The following is a 528-nucleotide window of genomic DNA, read 5'->3' on the forward strand; positions in this document are numbered from 1 at the left end:
CGCGGCGCTTGTTGCGGGTAACACTGTGGTTGCTAAACCGGCTGAACAAACCAGCTTGATTGCTGCTCGCGCGATTGATTTGATGCTGGAAGCTGGCTTCCCAGCAGGCGTAATTCAATTACTTCCTGGTCGCGGTGGTGAGATTGGTCATGCATTAACCTCTCACGACGCCATCGCAGGTGTCGCATTTACGGGCTCTACGGCAACGGCACAGCGCATCAACGTAACGTTGGCAGAGCGTACCGCGAAGCCAGTACCGTTTATCGCGGAAACTGGCGGCCAAAACGCCATGATCGTCGACAGTACTGCACTGCCAGAGCAGGTGGTTCGTGATGTGATTCGCTCTGCGTTTGCATCGGCGGGTCAACGCTGTTCTGCGCTTCGTGTGCTGTTTGTACAAGAAGACGTTGCGGACCGCATCATCACCCTTATCCAAGGTGCGATGAAAGAGCTACACGTTGGCTTGCCTTACTTGCACAAAACCGATGTGGGTCCGGTTATTGACCGCAATGCGAAGCAAAAACTCCT

Annotated in this window: 1 protein-coding gene; it reads left to right on the top strand. The window is 54.4% G+C overall.

The window, feature by feature from the left end; all coding sequences use genetic code 11:
* Window positions 1-528: aldehyde dehydrogenase family protein (locus R7Q11_RS29075; protein ID WP_225467333.1), on the top strand; the 528-nt coding region annotated here is incomplete at both ends.

It is taken from the genome of Vibrio sp. 970, assembly GCF_033339075.1.